This window comes from Shewanella sp. Isolate13, assembly GCF_022398325.1.
GTDB lineage: Bacteria > Pseudomonadota > Gammaproteobacteria > Enterobacterales > Shewanellaceae > Shewanella.
Map to the genome: position 1 here is coordinate 38,389 of NZ_JAKEVD010000015.1, position 22,930 is coordinate 61,318.

At 45.1% G+C, this 22,930-nt stretch carries 21 protein-coding genes and 1 pseudogene; 16 read left to right on the forward strand and 6 right to left on the reverse strand.

The features are described from left to right. Positions 1-821 precede the first annotated feature (821 nt). On the reverse strand, positions 822-1,217 hold the full coding sequence (locus L1D44_RS11350) for a DUF3301 domain-containing protein (RefSeq protein ID WP_239890711.1): 396 nt from the start codon (positions 1,215-1,217) through the stop codon (positions 822-824). Continuing rightward, positions 1,214-2,221, reverse strand: coding sequence for a DUF3549 family protein (locus L1D44_RS11355; protein WP_239890713.1), 1,008 nt, complete (start codon positions 2,219-2,221; stop codon positions 1,214-1,216). The genes L1D44_RS11350 and L1D44_RS11355 overlap by 4 nt, the downstream gene beginning before the upstream one ends. A gap of 133 nt (positions 2,222-2,354) precedes the next feature. Between L1D44_RS11355 and L1D44_RS11360 the strand changes: the two are divergent. The 3 genes and pseudogenes from L1D44_RS11360 (at position 2,355) to L1D44_RS11370 (ending at position 4,307) form a co-directional block, all read left to right on the forward strand. Next, positions 2,355-2,650, forward strand: a pseudogene (locus tag L1D44_RS11360) (YqcC family protein). Positions 2,651-2,671: 21 nt separating this feature from the next. Next, the gene (gene truC / locus L1D44_RS11365) at positions 2,672-3,499 is read left to right on the forward strand and encodes a tRNA pseudouridine(65) synthase TruC (protein WP_239890715.1); all 828 of its coding nucleotides are present in this window, start codon (positions 2,672-2,674) and stop codon (positions 3,497-3,499) included. 343 nt (positions 3,500-3,842) lie between these two features. After that, complete coding sequence (locus L1D44_RS11370) at positions 3,843-4,307, forward strand: flavodoxin (protein WP_239890717.1); 465 nt, start codon at positions 3,843-3,845, stop codon at positions 4,305-4,307. 116 nt (positions 4,308-4,423) lie between these two features. On the opposite strand, the gene L1D44_RS11375 is transcribed toward L1D44_RS11370, so the two are convergent. The 4 genes from L1D44_RS11375 to map form a co-directional block, all read right to left on the reverse strand. Next, a complete protein-coding gene (locus tag L1D44_RS11375; protein WP_239890718.1) occupies positions 4,424-4,774 on the reverse strand; it encodes a DUF3718 domain-containing protein in 351 nt (116 codons plus the stop codon). A gap of 207 nt (positions 4,775-4,981) precedes the next feature. Then, entirely contained in the window at positions 4,982-5,806 is an 825-nt protein-coding gene (gene dapD, locus L1D44_RS11380) for a 2,3,4,5-tetrahydropyridine-2,6-dicarboxylate N-succinyltransferase (protein ID WP_220767327.1), read from the reverse strand. A 31-nt stretch (positions 5,807-5,837) separates the two neighbouring features. After that, complete coding sequence (gene glnD, locus L1D44_RS11385) at positions 5,838-8,393, reverse strand: bifunctional uridylyltransferase/uridylyl-removing protein GlnD (protein WP_239890720.1); 2,556 nt, start codon at positions 8,391-8,393, stop codon at positions 5,838-5,840. A 206-nt stretch (positions 8,394-8,599) separates the two neighbouring features. Next, entirely contained in the window at positions 8,600-9,400 is an 801-nt protein-coding gene (gene map, locus L1D44_RS11390) for a type I methionyl aminopeptidase (RefSeq protein WP_239890722.1), read from the reverse strand. A gap of 307 nt (positions 9,401-9,707) precedes the next feature. Between map and rpsB the strand changes: the two genes are divergently transcribed. The 13 genes from rpsB to lpxA all read left to right on the forward strand — a co-directional run bounded on the left by rpsB (position 9,708) and on the right by lpxA (position 22,901). Continuing rightward, positions 9,708-10,436 (forward strand): 30S ribosomal protein S2, encoded by a 729-nt coding sequence (rpsB, locus tag L1D44_RS11395; RefSeq protein ID WP_028768063.1) that lies wholly within the window; start codon positions 9,708-9,710, stop codon positions 10,434-10,436. Positions 10,437-10,570: 134 nt separating this feature from the next. Continuing rightward, positions 10,571-11,422 (forward strand): translation elongation factor Ts, encoded by an 852-nt coding sequence (gene tsf, locus L1D44_RS11400; RefSeq protein ID WP_239890724.1) that lies wholly within the window; start codon positions 10,571-10,573, stop codon positions 11,420-11,422. Positions 11,423-11,571: 149 nt separating this feature from the next. Next, positions 11,572-12,300 (forward strand): UMP kinase, encoded by a 729-nt coding sequence (pyrH, locus tag L1D44_RS11405; RefSeq protein ID WP_239890726.1) that lies wholly within the window; start codon positions 11,572-11,574, stop codon positions 12,298-12,300. 175 nt (positions 12,301-12,475) lie between these two features. Further along, the gene (gene frr, locus L1D44_RS11410) at positions 12,476-13,033 is read left to right on the forward strand and encodes a ribosome recycling factor (RefSeq protein ID WP_239890728.1); all 558 of its coding nucleotides are present in this window, start codon (positions 12,476-12,478) and stop codon (positions 13,031-13,033) included. A 252-nt stretch (positions 13,034-13,285) separates the two neighbouring features. After that, positions 13,286-14,086, forward strand: a complete 801-nt coding sequence (gene uppS / locus L1D44_RS11415; RefSeq protein ID WP_220767320.1) for a polyprenyl diphosphate synthase — start codon at positions 13,286-13,288, stop codon at positions 14,084-14,086. A gap of 20 nt (positions 14,087-14,106) precedes the next feature. Continuing rightward, positions 14,107-14,964, forward strand: coding sequence for a phosphatidate cytidylyltransferase (locus tag L1D44_RS11420; RefSeq protein ID WP_239890730.1), 858 nt, complete (start codon positions 14,107-14,109; stop codon positions 14,962-14,964). Positions 14,965-14,968: 4 nt separating this feature from the next. Next, positions 14,969-16,159: a 1-deoxy-D-xylulose-5-phosphate reductoisomerase gene (gene ispC, locus L1D44_RS11425; protein ID WP_239890731.1), complete on the forward strand. Its 1,191-nt coding sequence runs from the start codon at positions 14,969-14,971 to the stop codon at positions 16,157-16,159. Positions 16,160-16,173: 14 nt separating this feature from the next. Then, positions 16,174-17,544 (forward strand): sigma E protease regulator RseP, encoded by a 1,371-nt coding sequence (gene rseP / locus L1D44_RS11430; RefSeq protein ID WP_239890733.1) that lies wholly within the window; start codon positions 16,174-16,176, stop codon positions 17,542-17,544. Positions 17,545-17,575: 31 nt separating this feature from the next. Next, the gene (gene bamA / locus L1D44_RS11435) at positions 17,576-20,059 is read left to right on the forward strand and encodes an outer membrane protein assembly factor BamA (RefSeq protein WP_239890735.1); all 2,484 of its coding nucleotides are present in this window, start codon (positions 17,576-17,578) and stop codon (positions 20,057-20,059) included. Between the two features lie 58 nt (positions 20,060-20,117). Continuing rightward, on the forward strand, positions 20,118-20,615 hold the full coding sequence (locus L1D44_RS11440) for an OmpH family outer membrane protein (protein ID WP_220767360.1): 498 nt from the start codon (positions 20,118-20,120) through the stop codon (positions 20,613-20,615). Between the two features lie 4 nt (positions 20,616-20,619). Beyond that, entirely contained in the window at positions 20,620-21,636 is a 1,017-nt protein-coding gene (lpxD, locus tag L1D44_RS11445) for a UDP-3-O-(3-hydroxymyristoyl)glucosamine N-acyltransferase (RefSeq protein ID WP_239890737.1), read from the forward strand. Between the two features lie 36 nt (positions 21,637-21,672). Further along, on the forward strand, positions 21,673-22,134 hold the full coding sequence (gene fabZ / locus L1D44_RS11450; RefSeq protein ID WP_220767314.1) for a 3-hydroxyacyl-ACP dehydratase FabZ: 462 nt from the start codon (positions 21,673-21,675) through the stop codon (positions 22,132-22,134). Next, positions 22,131-22,901, forward strand: a complete 771-nt coding sequence (lpxA, locus tag L1D44_RS11455; RefSeq protein ID WP_220767313.1) for an acyl-ACP--UDP-N-acetylglucosamine O-acyltransferase — start codon at positions 22,131-22,133, stop codon at positions 22,899-22,901. The genes fabZ and lpxA overlap by 4 nt, the downstream gene beginning before the upstream one ends. Positions 22,902-22,930: the final 29 nt, after the last annotated feature.

Sequence of the window (22,930 nt, forward strand, 5' to 3'; positions counted from 1 at the left end):
GATGCAATAAGGACAACCTCAGGAAGAGGAATTTAGCTTAGGATTAGCTAATAAAGGGAGTTGGTACGTTTGGTACAGGGATAAAAAGGGATTTTCAAGGAAGATGCAGGATGCAGGTTAACCAAGGATGATGCAGGGAACGCATATATATAGCGGGAAAGCTAAAATGAAGTTGTGCTAGGGCGCGCCGAATGGTGCGCCCTTTCTTCGTTTAAGGTCATAGTTAAGATTATCGGCTTAGTTGGTGTGCGAGATCTCTTACAAATGTGTGAGAAATCAGTCCTAAATTTAGTTGTTAAAACACATTTTTCCCTTTAGGTACAAAGGCTTACTGTGAAATGGTGGGCGCTTTATTGTTAAGGGGTATGTTAAGTAAATGTTTAAGCTGATGTTTAAGCTAGCTTTTGAATTATTATTTAGGTGTACAAGGAAGTATGTTACAGGGAAGGTAAGGATAATCTGGTGTTGATGGATTGATGCCTTAAGGATATTACCAAGGAGCGGATAAACACTCTAGGATGGAAGGTTTACTACCTAGGAAGGTAGAGTGCGAAGGAAAGCCGTTGAATGGATTCTCAAGGATGACATCGGACACGCTCAGGAAAGAGCAAGCTTGGTAAATGGATAACCAAGGTTATATGGAGATGTACCTTTAGGTACAGGGATATAAAGGTTCATGGAAGATGCAGGAGCAAAGTTACGCATGGACGGTGCAGGGAGCACTCGCATAGCAGGATGAGCTTACACAACCACAGAAAAGGCACGTCCCCTCAGGGGCCGTGCCTTTACTTTTTATGGTTTCTACTCGTTGAGATCTTAGCTTATTTACAGCGTCCTGAGTTGCATCCGCCGCGAGAGCGCCCACCACAGCCGCCTCCTAGTGAGCCTTTAGCTTCTGGCGCTTCATGCCATTCAGGCTCGGGGAAGATCGGCCATTGTATTTTTTGTATTTTCTTTCCGTGCATCCATAAGCTGCCACGGTACTGATTGATGCCATCTGTGCTAAATTCAAACAGGTATTTTACTTTCCAAGTCAATCCACTGCTGCCACCTAGGCTAGGTTTAGCTGACTCCTGGGCAATAGCTAGCAGCTGAACTTTTTGTTTTTGGCACTCTTTATTAGTAAAAACTCTGCTTATTTCAGCCATTTGCCTTAATTGCCAAAAAAATGCAGCGACCATAATCACTGCGGCAATAATTAAAAAATCTGTCATCATCCTTTAGTTACCTTAAACAAACCGCCAATTGCAGTTGCAAGCTCAGTACTACGATTTGGATTACGAAGTTGAGCGAGAAGCTGAGTGCGTATTAATGGAATAGCCACAATATCAGCAAAAATCTGGTTAAAGAAGTGCTGTTGCTGTTTTGCTAAGGCTTCCAAGTAGATAGTGAGAGTTTGCTCATCTTTTAATGCCGACCAGTTTCTTGCGGCAATGGTAATGAGCATATCGGCAGATAAAGCTCCATGGTCATTGAGTTGAGCAATGGCTTGTTGACCAAGTTTTGGGTGAGATGCAAGGGCGCGTAAGAAATAGCCTTTATCTTCTGCGGTATCGAGTTTCGCGAGTATTTTTTTCGCGAGCGCGTCATCAATGCTCAAGTGCTCTAAGCACTGACATACGGCGATCTGTACCTCTAAAACCCAATTATCAAAGCCATTTGTCAGGTGAGTCTGATGGTCGAGCTCACTGGCTCTAACGCAAACATCGGCAATACCCTGTAAGCCGATACTTTGCCAGTTTTCTGCAGGATGTTGCCCCGATAGGTATTGGTAAGCAAATTCATATTGAGGTGAGGCCTTGCCACCGAGCTGCTTACGCACTAATGCGTTAAATACCGCTAACTTCTCTTGAGTGGGCTTAAAGTTAAATGGGTGGTTGGCTAACTGATCTTGCTGTTGCTCTGTTAATGGTTGGGTTGGATCTCGACCAAGGGCCTCAATAATCATCTTGATAAATTGCATTCTCGGGGCAGGAGATAAGAGCCCACGCTCATCGAGAGGTAACTTGATAAACCAAATATAATGCTGTTGGCTCGCATCCCAAAAAACAATCGCAAATTGGGCATGACCTTGAATGGGGGCGGGATAAGGTGAGTTAAGTTCTTCAATCTGATGAAATGCCATCATATCGATATGTTGTACTCGACGGCCCATGTCATAAACTTGGAATTGAGTGTTAGCTGTTTTTAAAAATTGGCTGAGGGTCGTTATTTCTGTCATATCGTTATCGAGTGTAGGTTAATTAGCGCATATTATAGGGATAAGTCTCGCTAGATGGTATCATCGCGGGCCAAATTTCCTATGGGGTAGAACAGCCGGAGTGTGATCCTTGATTGAAATTAAAACAAGAGAAATGCTGGTTGCTTTAGAGGCAGAGTTGGCACAGCAAGGGTTATTGAGTCTGCAGCCACCGAGTGCTGAAGCATTGGCGAGTACAGCGCCTTTTGCATGTGATTTGATGCCATTCGAGCAGTGGCTACAATTTTTTTTTTACCCAAGTTGCATTATCTGCTTGATGAACAGCTGCCGCTACCTAGCAAGATAGCCGTTGCTCCCATGGCGCAGCATGTTTGGGGAGAAGACGCTAAGCATCAGCATTTAATCCGTATTCTAATGGATTTAGATGCGCTATTGAGTCAGCCCGATTAATGCGGGTGAGAGAGAGTAAAAATGAGTGACGAGACAGTAATGACAGATAATGACTTGCTTGAAGGGCAAGAGGCCGAACAAGAGATTGCGCCGCATATTGAAGTATTATTTGAAGATGATGATGTGGTTGTGATCCATAAGCCTGCTGGTCTTTTGGTCCATCGTAGCTACTTGGCAAGGCGTGAACGCTTTTTTGCTATGCAGCTGACCCGAGATAAGGTTGGCTGTCATGTCTTTCCGGTGCACCGTTTAGACAGGCCCACATCTGGGATCTTACTGTTCGCAAAAAGCAGTGAAATGGCCAATGTCTTGTGCGAGCAGTTTGCTGCCCATACCGTCGATAAGGAGTATTTGGCTATCGTTCGTGGCAACATGAATGAGGCGGGGACGCTCGACTACGCGCTAAAAGAGGAACTTGATGAGCTAGGAGATAAGGATGTCGATCCTAATAAAGCAGCCCAAGATGCTGTAACCAGCTATAAGCCTCTGCTAAATAGTGAGATCCCTTACTCTTCGGGTCGTTATGCAACTAGTCGTTACGCTTTGGTGCAGCTTTCTCCACATACTGGACGTAAACACCAATTAAGGCGTCATATGGCGCATTTACGTCACCCGATCCTTGGAGATACTACCCATGGTGACGGTAAACAAAATAAATTTTTCCGTGCGCATTTTGGGATTAATCGATTATGGTTGATTGCTAAAAAACTCAGTTTTAATCACCCACGAACCGGTGAGCGTATCAGTGTTGAGACCGAGCTTGAGGCCGAATGGTTTAGTGTGTTTGAGGGCTTAGGTTGGGATGAACAAACGCTTAGTTTAGACGCGGAGCCTCTGAACATCGCTTGATGACTGCTACTGCCGCCGCAAACAGACTCTAGCGCAGCACTTGAGTGTCTAACTAAAAGCGAGCAGTTTAACACTCAGATTTAGTTTCATTTTTTTCTTTAGTGAGGTTGAACTGAAGGAGAGGGGTCATACTTAATTTGAAGCATTGTACAGTGTGGAAATAGCACATCCTGCGAATGTGGGCACTGCGTTGAAGATGCTTACGGTGCTTTTTTCTGCAAGAGTGCCTCATCGCGGGAGATCCTTGTTAGTCTTACTTCATTGTTGCAACAGAGCTTGCGGCAACATCTATCTGTAAAGTATGTTAAGGATATAACTAAATAGCTTTTAGGCGAAGTAAAACATGAAAAAAGTGAATCTAGTTTTTGGAACAGTTTACGGTGGTGCTCAGTACGTTGCTGAGACGCTTGATCAGGCCTTGCTCGAATTAGGCCGAGAGACCCAGCTGTATCAACCAGAGCAGCTTGTTGGTTTTGTCCCTCCTGAGGACGAGTTACTCTTGATTATCTGCTCGACAACAGGCCAAGGCGATCTTCCCGACGATATTCAACCTTGGTTTAATGAGATGAAGTCAAAGGCTCCCTACCTGCCAGAGCTTAGATTTGGCCTGATTGCGCTGGGTGACTCAAGTTATGAGACCTACTGCGGCGCAGGTGAACAGCTTTTGAGCCTATTTGAGGAACTCGGTGCGAAACAAATTGGAGAGTTTTTAAAGATTGACGCGGGTGAAACAATGGAGCCAGAAGTCGAGGCATTAGCTTGGTTACCTCATTGGAATACACTTATTGATACCGAGATTGCTGCTTAAGGCCGGACATTTAACACTTAAACCTAGAAGCTTAAACCTAGAAGAGAGTGTTGCCATCATTAGACCAAATAAAAGAGGCGAAAGCCTCTTCTATTGTTCCTGTTAATTTCGAAAGCTTATTCGTAGTTGACCACATAAAGCTCGGCATCAGACTCTGTCATGGCGATGTCTTTAATCGTTACAGTTCCCTGTCCTCGAGTATATGGGGCAATTTTCTTGGCTGTTTTATCTGCGCCTGCGCTTACCGTGAAGTCATAGAAACTCTCACCATTACAGACTAAGCGTGGAAAAACTCGTCTCTTATTAATACGGTTGTCTTTCATTGTCCTGTTGAATTGGAAAACACTGTTGCTAGCGCCAGCTTTGCAAACGGCGATTAGCGTGTCCTCTAATTGAGGTGACATAGCCGCCGAAGCGCCAAGTGACATCGCTAGCGCGGCTCCTGCTAAAACGTACGTTTTAATCATGTCCTGCTCCTTCCACATTGGGGTTCAAACTTGAGTAAAGCTTATTGATTCTTATTCACCTAAATAACTGTGGAAGAGTTGTATCAAGATGTTGAGGAGCGCACAGAGTGTGTCTACTGATTTCAAAGTGTGTCAATTGTGAAAAGATAAGAAAAATCCCGCTTGTAGCGGGATTTTGTCGTTGATTGAACGGTTAGCAATTAATGTCTAGTCGACGATACGGAGTAACTCGTTGATCCCAACTTTACCGCGAGTTTTCTCATCGACTTTCTTCACGATGATGGCGGCGTATAAGCTGTAGGTACCACATTTAGACGGCAAGTTGCCTGCAACGACTACAGAGCCAGCTGGTACGCGTCCGTAATGGATTTCGCCGGTTTCACGGTCATAAATGCGTGTGCTTTGGCCGATATACACGCCCATAGAGATCACACTACCTTCTTCAACGATAACGCCTTCAACTACCTCAGAGCGTGCGCCGATGAAGCAGTTATCTTCAATAATGGTTGGGCCAGCTTGTAGAGGTTCTAAAACCCCGCCAATACCGACGCCGCCAGACAGGTGAACGTTCTTACCAATTTGAGCACATGAGCCAACCGTTGCCCAAGTGTCTACCATAGTCCCTTCGTCTACATAGGCACCTAGGTTAACGTAAGATGGCATGAGTACTGTGTTCTTGGCGATGAACGAGCCCTTGCGAACCGCTGCAGGTGGTACCACACGGATCGCTTCTTTACGGAAACGCTCTTCGTCATAATCGGCAAACTTCATTGGTACTTTGTCGAAGTATTTGGTTTCTGCGCCATCGATAACTTGGTTATCGAAAATACGGAATGAAAGTAGTACGGCTTTTTTTAACCACTGATGAACATGCCATTGGCCGTCAATTTTCTCAGCGACTCTGGCTTCGCCAGTGTCTAGCATGGCAATCGCTTTTTCAACATCGGCACGAACACTAGGCTCAACGGTTGTTGGTGTGATCTCTGCGCGTGCTTCAAAAGCCGCCTCAATACGTTGGCGTAAAGCCTCCATTAACTTCTCCCAATATTTTGTTTAAAAAAATCTATAAAGCACTTGTGAGTGCTTCACGCAATTTTGCTTGTTGCGTGTCATCGAGTTGTTGCCCGTCGGCGGTTTGCAACAAAAAGAAATCTTCTGCTCGCTCACCGATGGTGGTGATCTTTGCTGCAAGCAGGGTTATTTCGCAGCGATATAAAATTTCGCCGACTCTTGCGAGCAACCCTGGTGAGTCAAGTGCGATGAGCTCCATCATACTTTTACCATGGCTTCGGGTCGCAGGGAAACTGACTTGGGTTGCAACTTTAAAAGGTTTCATCTTTCTTGAAAGATTTCTAAACTTCGGCAACTTAGGCGTTTCATTACTTAACGCTTTTATTAACGTTTTTTTGATCCCTTGAATACGGGAAAGCTGCGACACCGGCTCGCCATCTTGTTCCAAAATCACGAAAGAGTCCAGCGCATAGTTATCTTTGGACGTCATGATGCTGGCGTCATGAACGGTAATATTCTTATTGTCTAATATGGCCATCACAGTGGCAAACAATTTAGGCTTGTCTTTGCCGTAGACAAATAGCTCTGTACCACCACGTGTCATGTGTTTTGAGATCACCACTAAGGTCTCATCTTGTTTGTGTTTGATGATAGCCTCAGCATGCCAAGCGATTTGGTTAGGCTGGTTACGAAGAAAGTAATCGGCTTTAAAACGTTGCCATAGTGCATCTAAGTCTTTCTCTTTTATGCCGCGACGGAGTAACTCTTTCTTAGCTTTGGCTTGATGTTCGCGAACTCGGGCTCGGATATCGATGGGTTTCTCTTTACCACGGGCGAGCACCCGCTGAGTGGAGAAATAGAGATCTCGTAGCAGCGATCCTTTCCAGTTATTCCAGGTTCTCTCATTGGTGGCACAGATATCAGCAACGGTAAGGCAGTAGAGATAACTTAAGTGCACCGCATCACGCACATGCTCGGCAAAGTCGGCAACCACATCGGGGTCTGAGATATCGCGGCGCTGGGCCGTTACCGACATCACTAAATGGTTTTCGACTAGCCAACTGACCAAACGACCATCATGATCGTTCATGCCATGTAACTTGCAAAACTCTAGCGCGTCGGTAGCGCCAAGCTTACTGTGGTCGCCACCGCGCCCCTTGGCGATATCATGGAAGATTGCTGCTAATACCAATAAGCCTTTCTTTGGCAGTTGGTTAATCAGCACCGAGCCTAAAGGAAACTCCTCTTTCTGCTCCGGCTGAGCGAAGCTCTCGATGTTAAGCAGTAATCTATGGGTGTGTTCATCCACGGTATAGGCGTGGAAGAGGTCGAACTGCATCTGGCCTTCAATGGCGCGCCATGCGGGGAGATATGCGGATAGCACGCCATGTTTGTGCATCAGTGAAAGCGCAGCGATACCACGTGGGTGACGCAATATTTTCATAAACAGTTTACGGCAGGACTCATGATACATCAGTGCCTGAGGTTGGGCGCGTCGAGCGCGGCGCAAACTGCGTAACGTCACCGCATAGATAGCTTGAATATTTGAGTTTTTAGCGACCCACAAAAATAGGTTTAAGATATTTTCTGGGTTATCAAATAGCTCGCTGCTTAGGCTCTCAATGAATTTGCCACGTCGCTGGAAATTATCATCAATAGGCACGACTTCCAGTGCTTTTATATGGCCTAAAGTGGCGCGTTTGAATAGCTGAAGCAGCATCTGATTAAGCTCCATTACTCGCCTAACCGTGCGGTAATAGTTCTTCATCATCTGCTCAACGGCTAATTGTGTACTATCTTCATAGCCCATTAGCTTGGCGACTTGAGGTTGTAGATCAAACAATAGTCGGTTTTCATCGCGTCCTGAGACTAAGTGCAGTGAACAGCGCAGCCGCCATAAAAAGTCTTGTGCCTCTAATAGTTCATCGAGCTCTACTGAGTCTAAAAAGCCGTGGTAGACCAGCTCTTCAAGCTTTTCGGCATTAAAGTGGCGCATGGCTACCCAAGCGACAGTCTGAATATCCCTAAGACCACCCGGACAGCTTTTAAGGTTCGGCTCTAAATCAAAGGCGTTGGCGCGACTATGGCGGGCTGCTTGCTCATCGCGTTTGGCCACATAAAACTCACTGCTAGGCCAAAAATCATCTTGACGAATATTGCGGTAAAGTAGAGTGAATAGGGCCTGTGGACCACACAAAAGACGTGATTCGAGTAAGTTGGTGGCGACAGTAATATCGGTGCGTCCTTGCTCAAGCGTTTGCTCAATGCTGCGAACACTATGACCAACCTCTAGCCCTGCGTCCCAGATAAAAGCGATAAAAGCGCTTAATGCTTGCTCGGCATCTTGGGATAATTCACCTTCGGTGAGGAACAGTAGATCGACATCAGACTGTGGATGTAGTTCTCCTCGTCCATAGCCACCAACGGCGATTAAAGCGATAGGGAATTGTTCCAGTTTATGGGCGCTCCATTGCTGCTGAAGTAGCCTATCGACGTGTTGACAGCGAGTGCTGACGATTGAACGAATATCTGATTTTGCGTTAAAGCTATCCAGAATCGTTTGGTTTAAGTCGATTAACGCATTTTTGGCAGTTTGAGCACTATTCATCAAATCTCTTCTTCGAGAACGGATCCGTTATGCAACGATTATCTATGCAAAAATCGCTAATTTAAAGGGCTTTATCATCGACTGACGATATATCGTTAAACTTGCTTTATTTTGGTGCGAAAAATGGTGGAGTGAGGTGTTAGACGGGAAAAATAACAAAAGGCGTGTTAACACACGCCTTTTCGGTGGGGGAAGCGAAAAATCTATTAGTGATTAATCACTCTCGATAGTTCTTTTTCTTCCTCTCTTAGTGTGAGTACTTCAACACCTGTGTTCGTGACAAGAAGCGTGTGTTCCCACTGAGCTGAATTTTTGCCATCAGAGGTGGTAACCGTCCAGTTGTCTTTTTTATCTAACACGCTGGTGTGACGGCCTGCGTTGATCATAGGTTCGATAGTGAAGCACATACCTGCACGCAATACCGTTTTGTCATTATTTTTGTAATGCATTACCTGTGGCTCTTCATGGAAGCCTGCACCAATGCCGTGGCCACAGTAATCTGTGACGATGCTGTATTTTTCAAGTCCTGTTTTCTTAGACTTGATGAATTTTTCAATCAAGGTACCTATTTCACCAAGCTTCATGCCAGGTTTCACTTTCTTGATACTGACATAAAGTGCTTCTTGGGCAATGCGGCAAAGGCGCGCGTTCTTAGGGCTAACATCGCCAATAAGGAACATTTTTGAAGTATCGCCGTGATAGCCATCTTTGATCACTGTTATGTCAATATTGACGATGTCACCGTCAACGAGTGCTCGGTCGCTTGGGATCCCGTGACAGATAACTTCATTAATTGACGTACAGATCGATTTTGGAAAACCGTGATAATCGAGTGGAGCAGAAATGGCTCCTTGTTCCTCGGTATATTTAGCACAGATGTCGTTAAGCTCGTTGGTGGTGACACCAGCCTTAACATGTGGGGCGATCATTTCGAGCACTTGAGCGGCCAATTTACCCGCGGCACGCATCTTTTCAATTTCTTCTGCAGTCTTAATTACTATACTCATTCTAATGTCTCTATAAATGTCTTTCGATGTCTAAATTTGTCGTCTTTTAATATGACTACTTTGCCCAAAAAACGACGTAAATATTTGTGCTTTTTTTCAAATTATGGTATAAAGCGCGCCGTTATGTTTGACTCTTGCAGTTTCCACCTTAAGGTGGTTCGCCTGAGTTAAGATGGCGGCCATTATACATGGCTATTGATAAATACTAAATCACACACATATCGACACGTTCTTCGGGGTGCCCTTATCGGGTCGAAGATATGGGATATGTGGAGGTCTAACCCCTAATTTATTTAAGGTAAATAAAATGACTACAGTTTCAATGCGCGACATGCTACAAGCCGGTGTTCACTTCGGTCACCAGACTCGTTACTGGAACCCAAAGATGAAGCCATTCATCTTCGGCGCTCGTAACGGTGTACACATCATCAACCTAGAGCACACTGTACCAATGTTCAACGAAGCACTTGCTTTCATCAGCAACGTTGCATCTAAGAAAGGTAAGGTTCTTTTTGTTGGTACTAAGCGTGCTGCAAGCGAAGCTATCAAAGAAGCTGCTGTTTCTTGTGACCAGTACTATGTTGATCACCGTTGGTTAGGTGGTATGTTGACTAACTGGAAAACAGTTCGTCAATCAATCAAGCGTCTAAAAGACCTTGAAAGCCAGTCTGTAGACGGTACTTTCGACAAGCTGACTAAGAAAGAAGCGCTAATGCGTACTCGTGAACTTGAGAAGCTAGAGAAGTCTCTAGGTGGTATCAAGAACATGGCTGGTCTACCAGACGTGATTTTCGTAATCGGTGCTGACCACGAGCATATCGCTATTAAAGAAGCTAACAACCTAGGTATTCCTGTTGTTGCTGTTGTTGATACAAACTCTTCTCCAGACGGTATCAACTACATCATTCCTGGTAATGATGATGCTATGCGTTCTATCCGTCTTTACACTCAGTCTGTTGCTGCTGCTGCTAAAGCTGGCCGTGGTCAAGACCTAGCTGTTCAAGCTGAACAAGACGGTTTCGTAGAAGCTGAATAATAAGGTTAGATGATTTTCATCTCCCTTATTAACCAAGATGCATGATTGGTAAACAGGGGCGCTCTCATCAAAAGTGACTAGCCCCTGTTTTACTATCTATTGAATTTGAAGAATTATCTGTAGAGGATTTAGCAATGGCAATTACTGCTGCCCAAGTTAAAGAACTTCGTGACCGCACTGGCGCTGGCATGATGGACTGTAAAAAAGCACTGACTGAAACTAACGGTGACATCGAACTAGCGATTGATAACATGCGTAAGAGCGGTGCTGCTAAGGCTGCTAAGAAAGCAGGTAACATCGCTGCTGAAGGCACAATCCTAATCAAGAAAGGCGAAGGTTACGCTGCTCTTGTTGAAGTTAACTGTCAAACAGACTTCGTTGCAAAAGATTCTAACTTCCTAGCATTTGCTAACGAAGTACTAGACGTTGCTGCAGCATCAAAAGTTTCTATCGATGACTTGAAAGCACAGTTCGAAGAGACTCGTGTTGCTCTAGTTGCTAAAATCGGTGAAAACATCAACGTTCGTCGCGTTGAGTACATCGACGGTGCAAACCTAGCTGAATACCGCCACGGCGACCGTATCGGTGTTGTTGTAACTGGTGAAGCTGACGAAGAAACTCTAAAGCACGTTGCTATGCACGTTGCTGCTTCTAAGCCTGAGTTCGTTAACCCAGAAGACGTTCCAGCTGAACTTGTTGAGAAAGAAAAAGCAGTTCAAATCGAAATCGCTATGAACGAAGGCAAGCCTCAAGAAATCGCTGAGAAGATGGTTTCTGGTCGTATGAAGAAGTTCACTGGTGAAATCTCTCTTACTGGTCAAGCGTTCATCATGGAACCAAAGAAAACTGTTGGCGAAATTCTTAAAGAGAAAGGCGCTACAGTAACTAACTTCATCCGTTTAGAAGTTGGTGAAGGTATCGAAAGAAAAGAAGAAGATTTTGCTGCTGAAGTAGCTGCACAAATCGCTGCTACTAACAAAGGTTAATTTCCTTTAAGTAGTTAAACATAAGACCGTAGCAATCGCTGCGGTCTTATCGTATATACTCAAACAGATTTTATGAGACTCAGCTAACTAGCCCGTTAAATCTGTTTAAGTATAGTACCCCTCTATCGCCATAATCAGGACTAATAAATATGAGTACCAATCCTAAACCTGCATTTCGTCGTGTTCTTTTAAAATTAAGTGGTGAAGCCCTAATGGGTGAAGAAGGCTTCGGCATCGATCCTAAAGTGCTTGATCGTATGGGGCAGGAGATCAAAGAGCTTGTTGAGCTAGGTATTCAGGTGGGTGTTGTCATTGGCGGTGGTAACTTGTTCCGTGGTGAAGGTCTAGCGAACGCGGGAATGAACCGTGTCGTTGGTGACCACATGGGCATGTTAGCAACAGTGATGAACGGCTTAGCGATGCGCGACTCTCTGCACCGTGCATATGTTAATGCACGTTTGATGTCTGCGATTCCGCTAAAAGGCGTGTGTGACGATTACAACTGGGCTGAAGCAATTAGTTTGCTAAAATCTGGCCGTGTTGTTATTTTTGCTGCGGGTACCGGTAACCCATTCTGTACGACTGACTCTGCTGCGTGTCTACGCGGTATTGAGATTGAAGCAGAAGTTGTGATTAAAGGCACAAAAGTTGATGGTGTTTATTCAGATGATCCATTTAAGAATCCTGAAGCCGTCAAGTATGATGTTATGGGGTACAATGAAGTACTCGACAAAGAATTGAAAGTAATGGATTTGGCTGCATTCACTTTGGCCAGAGACCATAATATGCCATTGCTCGTATTTAACATGAATAAGCCTGGCGCATTGCGCCGCGTTATCATGGGCGAGCAAGAAGGCACACTGATTAAAGCTGGTTAATCAAACGAGAGCCGCTGCTCTTTCGAGCAGAACTTAGGTTTAAGTTTAATGTGTGTCGCAGCGTGATGAACGACTATGCTTAACGAATTGAGTGAAGAGTTCAGCTCGCTGCTAAAAGCTCATTGAAACGAACCGGAAGAGCCGCAGCACCTAGTGACTTAAAAGGACATATAAAGTGATAAACGAAATCAAAAGCGATGCACAAGCACGCATGGCCAAGTGTGTAGAGTCGACTAAAACTCAAATGGCTAAAGTTCGTACTGGCCGTGCACACCCAAGTCTTCTTGATACTATTCAAGTACCATATTACGGTTCACTTACACCGCTTAAGCAAGTGGCGAGTGTTTCTGTTGGTGACGCACGTACGTTAACGGTATCTGTTTTCGACCGTACTATGATTGCAGCTGTTGAAAAAGCAATCATGAGTTCTGACCTTGGTCTAAACCCAATGTCAGCGGGTGCGACAATTCGTATTCCATTGCCAGCACTAACCGAAGAGCGTCGTAAAGACCTAATCAAGGTTGTTCGCGCTGAAGCCGAGAACGGTCGTATCGCGATTCGTAACGTACGCCGTGACGCTAACTCAAGTGTTAAAGAGTTAGAGAAAGAAAAAGAATGTACTGAAGATGATGTTCGTCGTAGTGAAGACGATGTGCAGAAGCTTACTGATGCACATATCAAGCTAATCGATGAGATTCTGGCTGCTAAAGAAAAGGAACTGATGGAGTTCTAAATATCACTCCTCAGTAGGGGGATGGTAACTGTTTGGTTTGATTTTTAACCTGGCCACTTGAGTGAAGCTCGCTTTTTTAGTGAGAGATAACGAACTTTTCGTCTCATTCATTTGGCTTCATAGCTCACGCCTTGTAACAAAAGCGCTGAGCTTGAACAAAAATTAAACTTGAATGGCCAACATGCCCTAGAGTTCAGACGCCGTGTAGAGGTATACTACACGGCGTTTGTCTATTTTTAAGGGTTGTAATAGATGTCAATCGATTCCCAGTCTGGCACTGAAGTGACAGAGACCTTACCGAGCGAAATATCCGCCTTGGTAAAGCAGTCGATCCCCAAGCATGTTGCTATCATTATGGATGGCAATGGGCGCTGGGCACAGGCTCAGGGAAAGCCTCGAGTTGTCGGCCATAAAGCTGGTGTCAAGGCCGTTAGACGAGCTGTCAGTACGGCCCGTAGTTTAGGGGTCGAATCATTAACATTGTTTGCGTTTTCAAGTGAAAACTGGCGCAGACCTGACAAAGAAGTCAGCTTGTTAATGGAACTATTTTTTACCGTGTTGCAACGTGAGCTGAAGTTGCTGCACAACAATGGGGTTCGCCTCAATATTATCGGTGATATCAGTCGATTTTCTCCGCGTTTGCAAAAGCAAATTGCAGCGGCAGAAGAGAAAACTGCTGACAATAAAGATTTAGTGCTTAATGTGGCAGCGAACTATGGTGGACGCTGGGACATTTTGCAGGCGGCACAAAAATTGGCAGCTAAGGTTGAATCTGGTGAAATGAGCAGCACTCAGTTTACCGAAGAGGCCCTAAGTGAGCATTTGTGCATGCAAAATCAAGCCGAAGTTGATTTAATGATCCGTACCGGTGGTGATTACCGCATAAGTAACTTTGTCCTGTGGCAAGCCGCTTATGCAGAGTTAGTCTTTACTGACACCTTGTGGCCGGATTTTGATGAGGATGCGTTTAAAGATGCGATTGCTATTTTTGCTAATCGCCAGCGTCGATTCGGTTTGACAGGAACTCAAATCGATACCATCCGCTCTTTGTAATAATTAATGAGGGAAGTTTTTTGCTAAAACAACGAATAATAACAGCAATATGGTTAATCCCCTTAGTTTTTGGTGCCATTTTCGGTTTACCGACTGAGTATTTTTCTTGGGCACTAGTGGGAGTATTTTTGATCGCCGCTAAGGAATGGGGGCGAATTATCGATAGCCGTTGTGAAATGACCCAATGGAGCTTTACTGTGACCATTGGTGTTTTATTAGCTGCACTGAATATCTTGGTGCCAACCGATGAAATTTGGCTACGTGGCATGATGCATCCGATATTTTTAGGCGTCATACTCATCGGTGGTTTCTGGTGGTTTATCTCCTTTATCATGGTGTTATCTTTCCCTAAAAGTGCGCGCTTTTGGGAGAAGAGTCATATGCTCAAATCTATGTTTGGCCAGTTGACGCTGATCCCATGCTTCGTTTCGCTCGTTTCGCTTAAGGCATTGAGTACCCAAGCTTCACCTTATTATGGTGGCATCTTAGTCCTGCTCGTGATGCTCGTCGTCTGGGCGACAGATTCAGGCGCTTATTTTGTCGGTAAACGATTTGGCAAGCGTAAGTTAATGCCAAATGTGAGTCCTGCAAAAACTATCGAAGGTCTTCTCGGTGGCTTATTAACCACCATGATAGTGGTTGCTGGCGTGATGTATTTCTCACCTGAGCAAGAGCTTGGATTGGTCATAGGTGTGACACTGTTTATCGCCTTAGCCTCGGCGGTTGGTGATCTATCTGAGAGTATGTTTAAGCGCGTCGCAAAAATTAAGGATTCTGGCACTATTCTTCCAGGTCACGGCGGCGTATTAGATAGAATCGATAGCTTAACTGCGGCTCTACCAGTATTCACATTAATCTATATAGCCTTTTGGATGTAACTAAATGCAAAACCTGGTGATTTTAGGTGCGACAGGCTCCATTGGATCCAGCACTTTGAGTGTGGTGGCGTGTAATTCACAGCAATACAAGGTATTTGCATTGGTGGCAAATACTAATGTCAGCAAGATGCTAGAGATCTGTACTACGCATCAGCCTAAGATTGCCCATATGGTGGATGCTAAAGCGGCTTTTGAGCTTAAGCAGCAGTTGCCAAGTCATTTAAATATCCAAGTAACAACCGGTGAAGATGAACTCTTGTCTCTGGTGAGCAGCAGCCAAGTTGACACCGTTATGGCGGCGATTGTTGGTGCCGCAGGTTTACCTTCGACATTGGCCGCCGTTAAAGCGGGTAAGCGTGTCTTACTGGCCAATAAAGAATCTTTGGTGATGTCGGGTAAGCTGTTTATCGAAGCGATGCAAGAATCTGGTGCGCAAGTATTACCGGTTGATAGTGAACACAATGCTATTTTTCAGTGTTTGTCAGAGCGTTCACAACTTGAGATTGGTCGCTGCGACTTAGCTGGAGCCGGTGTATCTCATATTTTGCTTACTGGCTCAGGCGGACCCTTCTTAACGTCAGAGCTATCATCGCTATCGAGTATGACACCTGAGCAGGCTTGTAAACACCCTAACTGGTCAATGGGCCGCAAGATCTCCGTCGATTCTGCGACTATGATGAATAAGGGCCTCGAGTATATCGAGGCGCGTTGGTTATTTAACGCAAGCTCCGAGCAATTAAAGGTCGTTATTCACCCGCAAAGTGTGATTCACTCCATGGTACAGTATCGAGATGGCTCGGTATTAGCGCAGCTGGGGAACCCCGATATGCGTACACCAATTGCTCATTGTATGTCTTTTCCCGAGAGAATTAGCTCTGGAGTTGAACCTTTGGACTTTTTCAAAGTCGGACAGTTAAGCTTCTTAGAACCTGATTTTAATCGATTCCCCTGTTTAGCATTGGCAATTGAAGCCTGTAAACAAGGACAGGAAGCGACTACGGTATTAAATGCTGCTAACGAAATTTCAGTACAGGCATTTTTAGACGGTAAGATTCGCTTTACCGATATTGCAAGAATAAACGAACAGAGCTTAATGAATACGGCAACGCATCCATTAAACAATATTGATGATATCTTGGCGTTAGATACGCAGAGCCGTCGATATACATTAGAAGCCATTAGCAAGCTCAATTAGTTCAGAGGAAAGGGATGATAGACTTTTTATGGAACTTAGGTTCCTTTATTGTTGCTTTAGGGATTTTAATTGCTGCCCATGAATATGGACACTTTTGGGTGGCTCGCCGCTGTGGGGTAAAGGTCGAGCGATTCTCTATCGGCTTTGGTAAAGCCATTTGGCGTAAAATTGGGCAAGACGGCACCGAATACGTGGTTGCCGCTATTCCACTGGGTGGTTACGTTAAGATGCTCGATGAGCGTGTTGATGAGGTCCCTGAAGAGTTAAAAGAGCAAGCCTTCAACCGCAAGTCGGTTTGGCAGCGGATTGCGATTGTTAGCGCAGGTCCCATTGCAAACTTCCTGTTTGCGATTGTTGCACTCTACGCCATGTATCTTATTGGTGTTCCAGCCATAAAACCTGTTATTGATTCAACTCTCGCTGGCACGCCTGCTGCGCAAATCGTTGTTAAAGAGCCGATGCAAGTGATGGCTGTAGGCAGCCAAAAGGTTAGAGACTGGGAAGAAGTTAACCTTGCCTTAGCAGGTCACATCGGAGATAGCAAGGTCGATATTACGCTTGCGCCACTGTCTCGCCTAGAAGGCTCATCGGGTGATGAGCAGACCTACTCGCTAAATACCCAAGATTGGAAATTTGATCCTGAGAAGCAGTTGCCGATCACTGCAATTGGTCTTGGTATGTATCGTCCAGCTATTCTGCCTACGCTAGCCTTAGTCAGTGACGATGGCGCTGCTGGACTCGCTGGTATTAAGGTGGGTGATACCTTAGTCGCCATTGATGGCGAAACTTATAAAGATTGGCCACGCTTTGTGGAGATCATCCAGGGTTCAGCCAATAAGACGGTTACCATTACTGTGCGTCGTGATGGTGAGCAGTTAGCGATTAAGGTCACGCCAAAGTCTCGTGAGAATACCGAAGGTAAACTTGAGGGGGTTATTGGTGTCGCGCCAACCTCAGAGCCTTGGCCTGAGAATATGAAAGTGCAATTGGAATATGGATTCTTAGAGTCTTTTCCTGTTGCAGTAGATAAAACATGGCAACTTGTCTCTGTCAGCATTAAGATGATTGGCAAGTTACTTACCGGTGACGTTTCAGTTAAAAACTTGAGTGGTCCTATTTCTATCGCACAAGGTGCGGGAAATAGCGCTGACGTTGGGCTGGTATATTTTTTAGGTTTTCTTGCATTGATAAGCGTGAACTTAGGCATTATTAACTTATTGCCTTTGCCAGTGTTAGATGGGGGACACCTTTTGTATTACTTCGTTGAGGTAATTACAGGCAGGCCTGTACCGGAGAAGGTACAGGAAATTGGATTCAGAATTGGGGCAGCATTGCTGCTGATGTTGATGAGTGTCGCGCTTTTCAATGACTTTTCCCGACTCTGAGCAAGGACAGACAAATAATTAGAAGTGCTCTATGAGATTGAATAAACTTTTTGCCTCGATGTTATTAGTCGGAGCGTCTTTTTCAGGGAACGGTTGGGCAGAGACATTCCAACCTTTTGAAGTAGCTGATATCCAAGTTGAAGGTTTACAGCGGGTTGCACTCGGTGCGGCTTTGCTTAACTTACCTGTGAAGGTAGGGGATACTGTTGATCAATTAAAATTGCAGCAAGCGATTAAGAGCTTGTACGCATCAACTAACTTCGAAAAAATTGAAGTGCTGCGAGACGGTAATGTGCTCGTGGTTAAAGTTACCGAGCGTCCAACCATTAGCTCAGTGACCTTCGAAGGTAACAAAGACATTAAAGATGAGCAGTTGCAGGAAAGTCTTGATGGCTCCGGCGTTAAAGTCGGTGAGTCACTGGACCGTACCATGCTCTCTGGTATTGAAAAAGGCTTACAGGACTTTTACTACGGTGTAGGTAAATACGGCGCTAAAGTAAAAGCCGAAATTATCAACTTACCTCGTAACCGAGTTGAGCTTAAGTTTACCTTTACCGAAGGCCTCGCAGCTGAAATTCGCCAGATTAATATCGTGGGTAACACCGAGTTTAGCGATGCTGAGCTGATCGGTATGCTAGAGCTTAAAGATTATGTGGCTTGGTGGGATCTATTTGGTGAGCGTCGCTATCAGAAGCAAAAGCTGCAAGCAGACTTAGAAACCATCAAGACCTACTATCAAAACCGTGGCTATATTCGTTTTGATGTGACCTCTACTCAGGTGGCGATGACCCCTGATCGTAAAGGGCTTTATATCACCATCAACGTCGATGAAGGTGAGCAGTATAAAGTTAAAGACGTTAACTTAACGGGCGACTTAATGGGTAAGGAAGAGGTGTTAGAAGCCATCTTGCCATTAAAGTCTGGTGATATGTATAACGGCGGCGATGTGACCTTTACCGAAGAGATGTACGGTAAGTACCTTGGTCGATTCGGTTACGCTTATCCAGAAGTTAAGACCTACCCAGAAATCGATGATGAGACTAAAGAAGTTAATCTTAATATCAACATCAATCCGGGTAAGCGCGTTTATGTACGCAATATTAGCTTCAGTGGCAACACCGTCACTAAAGACGAGGTGATGCGTCGTCAGTTACGTCAGATGGAAGGTGCATGGCTTAACTCGGCGCAAGTCGAGCTGTCAAAATCTAACCTTAACCGTCTTGGCTACTTCGAAACCGTAGATACTGAAACGGTACAGGTGCCTGGCACCGATGATCTGGTCGATGTGGCATTTAACGTTAAAGAGCAGCCATCGGGATCATTTAACGCCGGTGTGGGTTACGGTACTGAATCGGGTCTTAGCTTACAGTTTGGTGTGCAGCAGAGTAACTTCCTCGGTACGGGTAACCAAGCGGGTGTTAACTTAAACACCAACAAGTACTCGAAGAACGTCAATATTAACTATACCGATCCTTACTTCACTAAAGATGGCGTGAGCCTTGGTGGTAGTATCTATTGGAGTGAGTTTGATGCGGACGAGGCAAACTTGGAAGCCTATAAGAACAGTTCTTATGGTATCTCGCTGAACTCTGGCTTCCCGATTAACGAATATAACCGTATTAACGGCGGTATCGGCTATCGCCATAACGAAATTTCTGAAATTTCAGCCTATGAGCAGGCGATTCGTTTTTACGATATCTATCGTGACAGTGACGATCCAAATGCCGGCTTAAGTTTCGATAACTTCGAACTGAGCCTAGGTTGGTCCCGTAGTAACTTGAACCGCGGAACCTTCCCATCGGATGGTTCATCGCAACGTTTAAACGGTAAAATGACGGTACCTGGATCAGATCTGCAGTACTTCAAAGCGGATTTCGATACCAACTTTTACTTCCCGCTTAACCGTAGCCACAGCTTTGTTATGCTAGCTCGTGGACGTTTAGGTTACGGTAACGGTTATGGTAAATTTAATGATAACGACCAAATTTTACCGTTCTGGGAAAACTACTATTCAGGTGGTAGTAGCTCACTACGTGGCTTTAAGTCTAACTCTGTGGGCCCACGTTCATTCTACTTGTATCGTGGTAGTGAGCCATGCTCACCTGATCCATCGGGTGAAGGTTGTAGTCTGCCGGGCGATCCTAACCAGATCCAGGTTAGCTCAGGTCGCTCAATTGGTGGTAATGCCATTGCAACGGCAAGCTTAGAGTTAATCGTGCCAACCCCATTCTTGGATGAGGCCTATACAAATTCTGTACGTACTAGCTTCTTTGTGGATGCGGGTAACGTATGGGACACTGAGTTTGACTACGATTCATATCGTTATCTTCCAGTTGAAGAGTTTGATAAACTGCAAGATTATAGCGATCCGAGCCGTATTCGTGCCTCATGGGGCATGAGCGTGCAGTGGTTATCACCGATGGGACCTATGGTCTTTAGCCTTGCATGGCCAATCAAGGAATACGAGGATGATGAAACAGAGATCTTCTCGTTTAATATTGGTAAAACTTTCTAAAATCAATTTGAAAAACATCGGCAAGTTTTGCTGAGTAAAGGAGTTTGTTTTGAATAAGATGTTGAATCGCGCAGTGATGGTTATGGTTCTTATGGGGGCCCCACTTGCGGCGCACGCTGAGAAGATTGCAGTAGTTGATATGCAAGCAGTATTCGAGCAGTTACCACAGCGCGAGCAAGTGAACGAAACACTTAAGGCTGAGTTCGGTGACCGCGTTGCAGAAGTTCAGAAGATGCAGGAAGAGCTACGTGGTCTGCTAGAAAAGCAGCAGCGTGATGCTGCGCTAATGAGCGAGTCTCAGAAGACCGAAATGGTGCGCAAGATGGAATCAATGAAAGCTGAGCTACAATTGAAAGGCAAGGCTTTAGATGAAGATATGCGTCGCCGTAACGGTGAAGAGCAGAACAAACTGCTTCTACAAGTTCAAAAGACAATTAACTCTATTGCTGAAAAAGAGCAATATGACATGGTGCTTCAACGTGGCGCCGTTATCTATGTTAAGCCAAGCGCTGACATCAGTAACAAAGTGGTTGAAGCTTTAGGTAAAGGCAATTAAATAGATGAAAAGCTATACTTTAAGAGTATTGGCTGACCATTTAAATGCAGATGTTCAAGGTGATGACTCAGTTGAAGTTTCAACTGTAGGCACCTTGGACGGTGCAGGTCCAGGTCAAATCTCTTTCTTGGCAAATTCTAAATATCGCTCGCAGCTGCAAACCACAGCTGCGTCGGCGATCTTGATGACGCCTGCCGATGCAGAAGGTTTTGCTGGCAACGCGATCGTACTTAACGATCCCTATGTTGGTTTTGCTCGCATCGCACAATTTCTCGATACCACACCAAAGGCTGCCGATAGCATCCACCCGTCTGCACAGATAGCGGCTTCTGCTATGTTAGGCGAGGGTGTGGCTATTGGTGCAAATGCGGTCATTGGTGAAAATGTTATCCTAGGCAACAATGTTCAGATTGGTGCGGGTAGTGTCGTTGGCCAAGACAGCGTTATTGGTTCAAACACCCTGCTATGGGCTAATGTTACCGTTTACCACAATGTGCATTTAGGCCAAGACTGTATCATTCACTCTGGTGCAGTTTTAGGTTCAGATGGCTTTGGTTATGCTAATGAGCGTGGGCAGTGGGTTAAAATTCCACAAACTGGCGGCGTTCGCATCGGTGACCGTGTTGAGATTGGTGCAAACACTACTGTAGATCGTGGTGCTATCGACCATACCGAAATTCACGATGGTGTCATTATCGATAACCAAGTACAGATTGCCCATAACGATATTATCGGTGCTAATACGGCTATCGCCGGCTCAACAGTTGTCGCTGGCAGTGTCACTATTGGTAAACACTGTATTATTGGTGGTAACTGTGCGATTTCAGGCCACTTAAGTATTACTGATGGCGTGCATATTACCGGTAGTACCAACATCACTAGCGTGATTAGAGAGCCAGGGGTTTATTCATCTGCAACTGTTGCGATGGACAATAAGCTTTGGCGCAAGAATACCGTTCGTTTTAGACAGTTAGATACGCTATTCCAACGTGTGAAGACACTTGAAAATAACGTAAAGTAATTGAATTACTGCTTAGAGCAGATAAAGGAAAATTTCGTGTCAAATCAATTGAATACAATGGATATCAAAGAGATCCTAAAATTTTTACCTCATCGATATCCATTTTTATTGATCGATAGAGTGCTAGACTTTACTCCTGGTGAGACTCTACATGCTATTAAGAATGTCACTATCAATGAGCCATTTTTCCAGGGGCACTTCCCGGTTCAACCAGTGATGCCAGGTGTATTGATTTTAGAAGCGATGGCGCAGGCAACTGGCTTGTTGGCTTTTAAAACCATGAGTGAAGAGCCTTCTAATGACGCGTTATACTATTTTGCTGGTATCGATAATGCGCGTTTTAAGCGTGTCGTTGAGCCGGGCGACCAACTTCATTTTGAAGTGAAAATGATTAAAGAGCGCCGTGGGATTGGCGTATTTACTGGTGTTGCCAAAGTGGATGGCGAGGTTGTTTGTTCAGCCGAGATTATGTGTGCACGTAGAGAGATTTCTAAGTGATTGATAAATTAGCTTACATCCACCCAGATGCCAAGATTGGTAACAATGTCACTATCGGTCCTTGGACCTATATTGGCGCCGATGTCGAAATTGGTGATGATTGTTGGTTCAGCTCACACGTTGTTGTGAAAGGTCCAACCGTTATTGGTAAAGGTAATAAGTTCTACCAGTTCGCCTCTGTGGGTGAAGATTGCCAAGATAAAAAGTATGCCGGTGAAGCGACTCGCTTGATTATTGGTGACAACAACGTGATCCGTGAATCGGTGACGATTCACCGTGGTACGACTCAGGATAACTGGGAAACACGTATTGGCTCAAATAACCTGTTCATGGCTTATGTGCATATTGCTCATGACTGTGTGGTTGGTAGCAACGTGATTATGGCCAACAATGCTTCGATTGCGGGCCATGTACATGTTGGCGACTGGGCTATCTTAGGTGGTATGACAGGCGTTCACCAGTTCGTTCATATCGGCGCGCACGCATTTACAGCGGGCAGCTCATTGATCCTTAACGATGTACCACCTTTTGTGATGGCATCGGGTCAACCAGCCATACCTAGAGGCTTAAATATCGAAGGTATGAAACGCCGTGGCTTCTCTAAAGAGTCGCAACTTTCGGTCCGTCGAGCCTATAAGACCTTATACCGCAGCAGCTTGACTGTTGCTGAGGCCGTAGAGCAGCTAAAAGAGGCTGCAGTGGATGATGAGCAGGTTAAGTCCTTAATAGACTTTGTCGCTTCCTCGCAGCGAGGCATCATTCGCTAGTCAAGCCATAGAACCCGTGTAAAAGCGGG

Excerpts from the sequence above, each read along its gene's own strand:
- L1D44_RS11350 (WP_239890711.1), bottom strand. The coding sequence starts at position 1,217 with ATGATGACAGATTTTTTAATTATTGCCGCAGTGATTATGGTCGCTGCA.
- L1D44_RS11355 (WP_239890713.1), bottom strand. The coding sequence starts at position 2,221 with ATGACAGAAATAACGACCCTCAGCCAATTTTTAAAAACAGCTAACACT.
- truC (WP_239890715.1), top strand. The coding sequence starts at position 2,672 with ATGAGTGACGAGACAGTAATGACAGATAATGACTTGCTTGAAGGGCAA.
- L1D44_RS11370 (WP_239890717.1), top strand. The coding sequence starts at position 3,843 with ATGAAAAAAGTGAATCTAGTTTTTGGAACAGTTTACGGTGGTGCTCAG.
- L1D44_RS11375 (WP_239890718.1), bottom strand. The coding sequence starts at position 4,774 with ATGATTAAAACGTACGTTTTAGCAGGAGCCGCGCTAGCGATGTCACTT.
- dapD (WP_220767327.1), bottom strand. The coding sequence starts at position 5,806 with ATGGAGGCTTTACGCCAACGTATTGAGGCGGCTTTTGAAGCACGCGCA.
- glnD (WP_239890720.1), bottom strand. The coding sequence starts at position 8,393 with ATGAATAGTGCTCAAACTGCCAAAAATGCGTTAATCGACTTAAACCAA.
- map (WP_239890722.1), bottom strand. The coding sequence starts at position 9,400 with ATGAGTATAGTAATTAAGACTGCAGAAGAAATTGAAAAGATGCGTGCC.
- rpsB (WP_028768063.1), top strand. The coding sequence starts at position 9,708 with ATGACTACAGTTTCAATGCGCGACATGCTACAAGCCGGTGTTCACTTC.
- tsf (WP_239890724.1), top strand. The coding sequence starts at position 10,571 with ATGGCAATTACTGCTGCCCAAGTTAAAGAACTTCGTGACCGCACTGGC.
- pyrH (WP_239890726.1), top strand. The coding sequence starts at position 11,572 with ATGAGTACCAATCCTAAACCTGCATTTCGTCGTGTTCTTTTAAAATTA.
- uppS (WP_220767320.1), top strand. The coding sequence starts at position 13,286 with ATGTCAATCGATTCCCAGTCTGGCACTGAAGTGACAGAGACCTTACCG.
- ispC (WP_239890731.1), top strand. The coding sequence starts at position 14,969 with ATGCAAAACCTGGTGATTTTAGGTGCGACAGGCTCCATTGGATCCAGC.
- rseP (WP_239890733.1), top strand. The coding sequence starts at position 16,174 with ATGATAGACTTTTTATGGAACTTAGGTTCCTTTATTGTTGCTTTAGGG.
- bamA (WP_239890735.1), top strand. The coding sequence starts at position 17,576 with ATGAGATTGAATAAACTTTTTGCCTCGATGTTATTAGTCGGAGCGTCT.
- L1D44_RS11440 (WP_220767360.1), top strand. The coding sequence starts at position 20,118 with ATGTTGAATCGCGCAGTGATGGTTATGGTTCTTATGGGGGCCCCACTT.
- lpxD (WP_239890737.1), top strand. The coding sequence starts at position 20,620 with ATGAAAAGCTATACTTTAAGAGTATTGGCTGACCATTTAAATGCAGAT.